Origin of the sequence: Stenotrophomonas sp. YIM B13575, assembly GCF_042787595.1 — a bacterium.
Lineage (GTDB): Bacteria > Pseudomonadota > Gammaproteobacteria > Xanthomonadales > Xanthomonadaceae > Stenotrophomonas > Stenotrophomonas lactitubi_B.
Genome location: NZ_JBHZOP010000158.1, coordinates 1 through 8,333 on the forward strand (window position 1 = coordinate 1; position 8,333 = coordinate 8,333).

The 8,333-nt window shown below is 66.7% G+C and carries 9 protein-coding genes; all 9 read right to left on the minus strand.

Annotated elements, in window-relative coordinates; all coding sequences use genetic code 11:
• Positions 1 to 624: 624 nt before the first annotated feature.
• Positions 625 to 2,127 (minus strand): sigma-54 dependent transcriptional regulator, encoded by a 1,503-nt coding sequence (locus ACFX4F_RS19635; RefSeq protein WP_380657976.1) that lies wholly within the window; start codon positions 2,125 to 2,127, stop codon positions 625 to 627.
• Positions 2,124 to 2,501 (minus strand): response regulator transcription factor, encoded by a 378-nt coding sequence (locus tag ACFX4F_RS19640; protein ID WP_049460600.1) that lies wholly within the window; start codon positions 2,499 to 2,501, stop codon positions 2,124 to 2,126. Before ACFX4F_RS19640 ends, ACFX4F_RS19635 begins: the two co-directional genes overlap by 4 nt.
• Before the next feature lie 14 nt (positions 2,502 to 2,515).
• Positions 2,516 to 3,925, minus strand: coding sequence for an RNA polymerase factor sigma-54 (gene rpoN, locus ACFX4F_RS19645; protein WP_205404040.1), 1,410 nt, complete (start codon positions 3,923 to 3,925; stop codon positions 2,516 to 2,518).
• Between the two features lie 300 nt (positions 3,926 to 4,225).
• Positions 4,226 to 4,858, minus strand: a complete 633-nt coding sequence (locus ACFX4F_RS19650) for a response regulator transcription factor (RefSeq protein ID WP_025879002.1) — start codon at positions 4,856 to 4,858, stop codon at positions 4,226 to 4,228.
• 91 nt (positions 4,859 to 4,949) lie between these two features.
• Positions 4,950 to 5,528 carry a PilZ domain-containing protein gene (locus ACFX4F_RS19655; RefSeq protein ID WP_025879003.1) on the minus strand — a complete coding sequence of 193 codons (579 nt, stop codon included), beginning with the start codon at positions 5,526 to 5,528 and terminating at the stop codon, positions 4,950 to 4,952.
• On the minus strand, positions 5,525 to 5,818 hold the full coding sequence (locus tag ACFX4F_RS19660; RefSeq protein ID WP_099818402.1) for a hypothetical protein: 294 nt from the start codon (positions 5,816 to 5,818) through the stop codon (positions 5,525 to 5,527). The genes ACFX4F_RS19655 and ACFX4F_RS19660 overlap by 4 nt, the downstream gene beginning before the upstream one ends.
• Positions 5,815 to 6,231 carry a flagellar export chaperone FliS gene (fliS, locus tag ACFX4F_RS19665; protein ID WP_089241027.1) on the minus strand — a complete coding sequence of 139 codons (417 nt, stop codon included), beginning with the start codon at positions 6,229 to 6,231 and terminating at the stop codon, positions 5,815 to 5,817. Before fliS ends, ACFX4F_RS19660 begins: the two co-directional genes overlap by 4 nt.
• 129 nt (positions 6,232 to 6,360) lie before the next feature.
• The gene (fliD, locus tag ACFX4F_RS19670; RefSeq protein ID WP_059064144.1) at positions 6,361 to 7,779 is read right to left on the minus strand and encodes a flagellar filament capping protein FliD; all 1,419 of its coding nucleotides are present in this window, start codon (positions 7,777 to 7,779) and stop codon (positions 6,361 to 6,363) included.
• Positions 7,780 to 8,222: 443 nt separating this feature from the next.
• Positions 8,223 to 8,333, minus strand: a 111-nt coding sequence (locus tag ACFX4F_RS19675) for a flagellin (RefSeq protein WP_262089158.1), incomplete at its 5' end; no start/stop codon positions are given.

Genomic DNA, 8,333 nt, shown 5'->3' on the forward strand with positions numbered 1-8,333 from the left:
GGGTCCGGTTGCGGGGGACGCCGCAAGTACGTCCATGTAAGCTCGGTCGCCGCATCCATGCGGCTCACGCCCCCGCAACCGGACCCACCCCGCCTTCGACAGATCTCCGCGATGTGTCGGAATGGCGTTCCGTGCTGCTGGTGGGTGTCGACCTTGGTCGACACAGTAGATCCACGCCATGCGTGGATGGGGCGTTCCTGGGGATGTGTGACGCGTCATTTCACCGGCGTCGGTTTTTTGGCCTATGGCTCCAACTGGAGCGGCGCAGACCTTCAACAGATAGATGCGTCGACAGATACTCCGTGTGCTTCGGAGCACGCTCGACGCTACATGTCGCGAGCCCTCCGTCACAAGGAAACCGTCGGAGGCGTGGGCGGGTCAGGTTGCGGGGGCGTGAGCGCCATGGATGGCGCGACCGAGCTTACAGGGACGTACTTGCAGCGTCCCCCGCAACCTGGCCCGCCCGCGCATCGCACAGGAAGCCAGCTGTTGCTGTTGCTTCGACGGTTGCTTTGGCTGTCGCCTCTGCGGGTGCCGGGCGGCAGCCCGGCAACAACACCCCCACAAACACCAACGCCCGGGCAAGCCCAGGCGTTCGTGCCCCCTTCATGCTGGCAATGCGTGTCAGCTGGCCAGTTCGGCCGGCTCGCGTTCGATGCCGTACTTGCGCAGTTTTTCCACCAGGGTGGTGCGGCGCAGGCCGAGCAGCTGGGCGGCGTGGGCGACCACGCCCTGGGTGCGTTCCAGTGCTTCGTTGATCAGGCCCAGTTCGATGCTGGCCATGTGGTTGCGCAGGTCCAGGCCGTCGTCCGGCAACGCGGCGGGCGCTGCTGCGCGGTTGACGGCGATGCCGTGTTCGAGCGACGGCTGGTTGCCGCTGCCCGGGGTGTGGAACGAGAAGCTGCGCAGATCCAGGCGTTCTTCGCTGGCAACCGGAGCCGCAGGTGCCGGTGCGGGGGCGGCCAGCGCGGCATCGCCGCGATAACGTGCCGGCAGGTCCTGCACGCGCACCGAGCCACCCGGATGCAGTACGGCCAGTCGTTCGACCAGGTTGGTCAGCTCGCGCACGTTGCCCGGCCATTCGTAGCCGGCCAGTGCCTGCAAGGCTTCCGGGGTGAAGCGCACTTCGCCACGGCCGGTTCGCGCCAGCTGCGCGGCGATGGTCTCCACCAGCGCCGGCAGGTCTTCGCGACGCTCGCGCAGCGCCGGCACGTCGATCGGGAACACGTTGAGGCGATAGAACAGATCCTCGCGGAACTTGCCATCGGCGATCCGGCTTTCCAGGTCGCGATGGGTCGCGGCGATCACCCGCACGTTGCAGCGGATGGTCTGGTTGCCGCCAACACGCTCGAAGCTGCGCTCCTGCAGCACGCGCAGCAGCTTGACCTGCATCGGCAGGCTCATGTCGCCGATTTCATCGAGCAGCAGGGTGCCGCCCTCGGCCATTTCGAAACGGCCCTTGCGCGCCGTCAGTGCGCCGGTGAAGGCGCCTTTCTCGTGGCCGAACAGTTCGCTTTCCAGCAGTTCCGCCGGAATCGCTCCGCAGTTGATCGCCACGAACGGACCGTCGCGGCGTGGCGAGCGCTGGTGGATGCTGCGCGATACCACTTCCTTGCCGGTGCCCGATTCGCCCAGCACCAGCACGGTGGTGTCGAATGCGGCGACCTGTTCGATCATCGTGCGCAGTGCGCTGACCGCCGGACCATTGCCGGTCGGGCCTTGGTCCTGCACGGCACCGGCCTGGTGTTCGGCATCCAGGCGCTTGAGGCTGGCACGGCGCAGCAGGGCTTCCATCTGCGCATGGCGCAGCGGCGCTTCCAGCGGCCAGATGTTGGCTTCATGCAGGCCATGCCGGTGGGCGAACGCAGTGGCGTCACCGTCGGCCAGCAGCACCGGCGGCGGCAGGCTGCTGCCACCGAGCCAGGCGTACAGCGCGGTGCTGGCGGCACTGTCGTCCAGGTTGCCGACGATCACCGCCATCCAGTCGTTCTGACGCTGGCGGGCCAGGTCGAAATCGGCGGCGTCGGAAACCCAGCGCGGGTTGAAGTCCATGAATTCCAGCAGGGCGACGGTGCGCTCGGCACGCACCGCATCGTTGTCCAGTACCAGGATGCGCGATTCGCTCACGACCGATCCTCCCTGAGGCCTTCCAGGATCGGCATGACTTCCTGGATGTAGGACAGCTTGCTGACGAAGTTGTCGGCGCCGGCGCGCAGCGCGTGTTCGCGGTGCTCGACGTCGTCGAAGTGGCTGGCAATCACGATGTACGGTGCATCGTCCTGCGACTTGATCAGGCGGGTGGCCTGCAGGCCACCCATTTCCGGCATCGCCAGATCCATCAGCACCACCTGCGGGCGCAAGCTTTCCGAGCGTTCGATCGCTTCCAGGCCGTTGCCGGCGCTGCCGACGATCTGCAGCCAGTCGATCTTGCGGAAGTGGCGCATCGCCGCGTTGATGAAGCCCTCGTGGTCATCGACCAGCAGAACTGTGAGCTTGTTCATGTCCAACATCCTTTTCAGCCCACCCGGGCCAGCTGCGGTTGCCTGGCGTTGACCCGGCGCCGTTCGCGGGCCGGGGCGATATCCAGTTGTTCGCGGTATTTTGCGACGGTTCGACGGGCAATGTTCACCCCCTGGCGGGACAGCAGGCCAGCGATGGCCTCGTCCGCCAACGGGCGGCCGGCAGGTTCAGCGTCGATCAGGCGCCGGACCATGGCCTTGACCGCCTGGCCGGACACGCTGGCCCCTTCCAGGCGCACGGCGAAGAAGTGCTTGAGCTCGAAGGTGCCGCGTGGGGTCTGCAGGTACTTGCCGGTGGTGATGCGCGAAACGGTGGATTCGTGCATGCCGATTTCCTCGGCCACTTCCTTCAGGGTCAGCGGTGCCATGGCTTCCTCGCCACGCACCAGGAAGGCCGCCTGGCGCTCGACGATCACCCGCGCGGTGCGCAGCAGGGTGTCGTAGCGCATCGACAGGCCGCGGCTGAACCAACGCGCCTCCTGCAGCATCTCGCGCAGCGCGGGGGCGGCGTCGCTGGTCTCGGCGAGGGCCTGTTCGTACTGGCTGTTGATCGACACCCGGCGGCTGGTGGCCGGGTTCAATGCCACCTTCCATTGTTCATCGGCGTGCCAGGCGACCACGTCGGGCACCACCACCGCATTGCGCTCGGGCAGCAGGCTGTCGCCCGGGCGCGGCTGCAGCGACAGGATGAGGCGAACGGCTTCGCGCACGTCCTCGATCTCGGCATCGTGCTGGCGGGCGAGGGCGGGGTAGTCGTGGGCGGCCAGGGCATCGAGCGCGCCGTCCAGAATGCGCGCGGCCAGATGACGGGCCGGCACCACGCCATGCAGGCTGCACAGCTGGGCCAGCAGCGATTCGCGCAGGTCCTGCGCGGCCATGCCGGCCGGCTCGCCCTGCAGCAGGTGCTGACGGATCGCTTCAACGCCGTTGGCATCGATGTCGAACTGCGCGCTAGCCAGCAGCTGCAGCTGTGCCAGCGGTGCCTGCAGATAGCCGGCATCGTCGCAGTGTTCCAGCCAGAAGGCGGCCACGGCCAGTTCGCGCTCGTCCAGGTCCAGCGCCAGGCGCTGCAGCACGCGCAGCTGGGGGTCGCTCGACTCGCCAGCGGCAATGCGCGCCATGCGGTCGTCGTCGCCGTCCTGCCAGTTGGCGCCGGACACATCCCACATCGAGGATTCGGGCAGCTCGTCGAACGCAGCCGTATCGAGCGTGGTGCTGGCTGCATCGGTGGCTTCAGCGGCGGGCGCTTCGGCGTCTTCGATTTCCAGCAGCGGATTGGATTCCAGCAGGCGCTGGATTTCCTGCTCCAGGTGCAGGCCGTCGAGCTGCAGCAGCCGGATCGACTGCAGCAACTGCGGGGTGAGGTGAAGCTGTTGACCCAGCTGGGTCGAAAGTGAAGCCTTCATCGTGAGTCCCCGGCGCCGCTCCCCGACGCCTTGTGGAACACATCTTGCTTTTGATCCGGCAGGGGCGGAATCAGGGGGTTCCTGAGGGCGTTGGTGGTGCCCCCGACAGCACGTAAGGAAATTCCCTACACGAGCGCGGGATTTTGACGATTCCGGTCGATAACTCGTTGATTCGTGGTCGATCGCCGTGCTGCTCGCCCGCGCTCCTTGTACGGAATCCCGTCGGGGTGCGTGTGGGTGACGGTATTTCGTCACCAACCCCGTGGGCGGCACCACGGTGTTACCCGTGGCGCGCGGGCGTCATTCCAGCTCGTGCTGGTGGCGTGCAGCCAGCAGCAGCAGATCGTTGGCGCGGCGGCAGCCGAGTGATTCCATCATGCGTGCGCGATGGGTCTCCACCGTCTTGACGCTGATGCCAAGGTCGGCGGCGATTTCCTTGTTGCTCTCGCCCTTGCCGATGCGGCGAAGGATCTCGCGCTGGCGTGGCGACAGTGCGGCAATGCCGGTCGGCTTTTCGCGGCCGAGCATCGGCGCCAGCATCTTGGCCGAGATCTGCGGGCTCAGGAATACCTGGCCGGCATGCGCGGCACGCAGCGCCAGTTCCAGTTCCTGCGGCGCGGCATCCTTCACCACGAAACCGACGGCGCCGCGATCGAGTGCATCGCGCACGTGGGCGGCGTCATCATGCATGGTCATCATCACGATGCGCGTACCGGGTGCGCGCAGGCGGATGTCGCTCAGTGCTTCCAGGCCGGTACGGCCGGGCAGCGACAGGTCCATCAACACCACGTCCGGTGCGTGCTGCAGGGCCATCTGCAGCGCCTGTTCGGCATTGCTGGCCTCGGCGACGAGCTGCACGTCGGCAAACCCCTGCAGCAGCCGCGCCAGGCCGGCGCGAACCAGGGTGTGATCGTCGACGATGAGAACTCGCACAGGCACGCTGGAGGTTGGGGAGGGGGGTCCACCTTAACTTAGCTGAACGGGCACGCCAAGGGCTGTCCGTCCGCCTGCATGGTGGCAGATTTCAGCGTGCGCGGCGGGCCTCGGCCACCTGCCGGCGGTGCAGCCGGAACAGATGCCGTTCCATCGCCATTTCCAGGCCATCGCCGAGGCGATGGAAGCGCAGCCACAGATAGTGACCACCGCCGCCATCGGCTGCTTCGGCGATGACTTCCACCGGCAGGTCGATATGGTCGGGCAGCCAGTCGCTGGGTTGCAGGCGGACAACGCCGGCCTGGCCGGGCGTGCTGCCGCTGCGTGGGCCCAGCTGCAGGCGGATGCCACGGCGCGACCAGCGCACCGGACGCAGCGTTGGTTCCTGGCCCTGCTGGCGGATCAGGCGCCCGAGCAGGACCATGGTCAGGTCCACCTTGGCTTCCAGGCGCTGCAGCTGCAGGCTGGCTTCGCTGCGTTCTTCGTGCTCGTCGATGCGACTGTCTTCGACCAGCGCCAGGCTGCGCAGCAGGCCTTCGGCACTGCTGGTCCGGCCCACTGCACTGCCGGCCTGGAACTCGGCAGGAAGGGCCAGTTCGCAGCTGAGCGTTTCGTCGAACAGCTCGCTTTCGGCCGGGTGGTGCAGGGACGTGGTCGGCAGGACGGTCATGCCAGCGATTCTGCCTGCAGGTAGGCATGCGCGGCGCGAAGGGAGCGGCGGCCGTCCTGCATCTGCACCGATACGGCATCGCGGCGCTGGCGCAGCAGGCCAATCAGGCTCTGCTGGCGTTCCAGCAGCGCCGACAGCGGTGCGTGGTCGGCGCTGGTCAACGGTTGGCTCAGCAGGGCATGCAGGGTGCTGTCATGGCCGTCGAGCAGGCTGTCGGCCTGTTCGAATGCCTCTTCGTCGAGGGCCTTCTCGAAGGCATCCAGCTGCGCATTGAGCTCGAGCAGGCTCATGGCGCCACCGCCGCGGGACGGCGCTGTTCGTGCGGGATGGCATTCCAGGCACCGTCGATTTCGCCCAGCAGCTGCAGCGATTCGTCCAGTGCAGCGCGATCGTTGTGCAGGTTGGCCTCGGTCAGGCGCTGCAGCAGGTAGTCGTACAGGGCCGACAGGTTGCCGGCGATCTCGCCGCCGGCTTCATGGTCCAGCGAGCCGTTGAGGTGGGCGACGATCGCGCATGCTTCGCCGATCGCCTTGCCCTTGCCGGCCTGATCGCCTTGTTCGAGGGTGGCCTGGGCACGGCGTACGCGCTCCAGTGCGCCGGACAGCAGCAGCGCCACCAGTTTGTGCGGATCGGCATCGGCGACCGCACTGGTCACACCCACCTGGCGGTATTGCTCGGCGTACTGACGGCTGGAACCGTACATTCGTGATTCTCCCTTGCGCGGGGTGCCGGGGTGCGGTCGAAGGGACCGTTGACGCCGGCACTGCGATGATTGCTGTTGCGTCCGTTATCGGTGCGTACGGCGCCAAACTTGAGCGCCGTGCGTGTTTCCTCAGCGGTTCAACTGGGCCAGCTGCTGCTGCAGCGCGGTGTTGCTCTGCTGCAGCTTGCCCATCAGGCTGTCCAATGCCACGAACTGCTTCTTGTAACGGGCCTCGACACCGACCATGCGCGCGTCCAGGTCCTTGCGGCGCTTGTCGATGTTGTCCAGGGTGGTGTTCAGTCCCTTGGTGCGGGCGACGAAGGCGCCTTCCTTGCCGACCGTGGTGCTGACGTAGCCGTCCACCAGTGAATACAGCCGGCCGGCACCGCCGGTATCGCCGGTGACCGCCTGGCGGATCTTCTCCGGCTGGGCGGCGAGGGCTGCGGCGAACTTGGTGCTGTCCAGCACCAGGGTGCCATCGGCGTTGGGGTAGCCGCGGGTCTGCAGGCCCAGCGCCTTGGCGTCCAGCTGGTCGCCCGCCAGGTCCTTGAGCACGCCGGACATCGTCGAACGCAGCTGCGCGATCGCACCACGCATCTGCGCGTCGCCGGTCAGTGCGGCGGCTTCCTTGGTCTTCGCGTCGTACTTGGTTTCGGTGTTGATCGCCGCGATGGCCGCGTTGTAGGCGGTGACGAACTCCTGCATCACCTTGGTTGCGGCAGTAGTGTCGGTGCTGATGGTGACGGTGCTGAGACCCGGCACTTTCAGGTTCAGGGTCAGGCCTGGCACCGCGTCGGTCACGGTGTTGCTGGCACTCACCACTTCCACGCCGTCAATGGTCAGCACCGCATCCTTGGCGGGGCTGTTTTCCTTCAGGCTGCCGACCAGTGCGCCGAGCTTGGGATCGCTGCCGGCGTATTCCAGCTTGATGGCGCTGGCCGCGCCGGTCTTTTCCTGGGCGATGGACAGGTACTGATTGTCGCCGGAGCTGATCAGCGTGGCCTGCACGCCTTCCTTGCGGCCGGCGGCGTCGATCTTGTTGCGGACGGTGGTAAGCGTGTCGCCTTCCTCCACCTGCACGTTCATCGTCTTGGCCTTGTCGCCCACGCCGACGGTAAGCGTCAAGGTTCCGGCACCGAAGGTATCGGTCTTGGGCACCGAGGTGTCGGCGATCAGCTTGTGCGCCGACGCCAGGTTCTTCACCTCGACCTTGTGGGTACCGTTGGCTGCGGCGGCCTTGCTGGTGCCGAGGTCATACAGCGCCACCGATGCGGTCAACACATCGTCGGCATTGTTGGGGCCGGCCTTGCCGGTTGCGCTGACGGTACGGGTGTCGAAGGCGGTGGTGGCCTTCAACGCGGTCAGGGCGGTCTTCAGCTTGTCGAAGGCCGAGGTGACCGTGCCGAGCGACGACAGCTGCATCTTGGTCTTGGACTGCTGCAGGTTCAGCGCATTGTCGGCCGGCTTGCGGTCCGCTGCGACCAGCTGGTTGACGATGCTGGAGATGTCCAGCCCTGAGCCAATGCCACCGTATCCAAAGTCTGCCACGTCGTTTCTCCTGGTATACGGGCCTGGCCGTCGTACGGCGGCCCGTCGTCAACGAAAATAGCGGCCTGTGCCGCTGGGTCTTGAGGACTTCGTTGATGCATGCGCCGTGCCACTGGCCGGCAGGGCAGTTCTGGCACGCTGGTTGCAGGAGGTCTGGGGCAGGGTGCGGGTGGGTTCACCGCGGGCTGCCGGGGGTCTGTAAAAAACCCTCCCCCAATGCAGGGGAGGGATCAGGCTACTGACAATCGGGGGGAGACGAAGCCGCCCGGTACGTACAGTCAACATGCACAACGCTGAAAGAGAGGTCCGCAGGGGCGGGCGATGCCAAGCCGGTTCGGGACGCTTCCCGGGCCGGGCATGGCCCGCATCTGTGTACGCCGTGGCTGTCGGGTTGCCGCTACCGTCGGTTCAATCCGACGGTAGCGGCGCCTTCTTGCCGTGGATCAGCGCAGCAGGCTGAGCACGCCCTGCGGCACCTGGTTGGCCTGGGCCAGCATGGCCGTACCGGCCTGCTGCAGGATCTGGGTGCGGGTCAGCTCAGCGGTTTCCTTGGC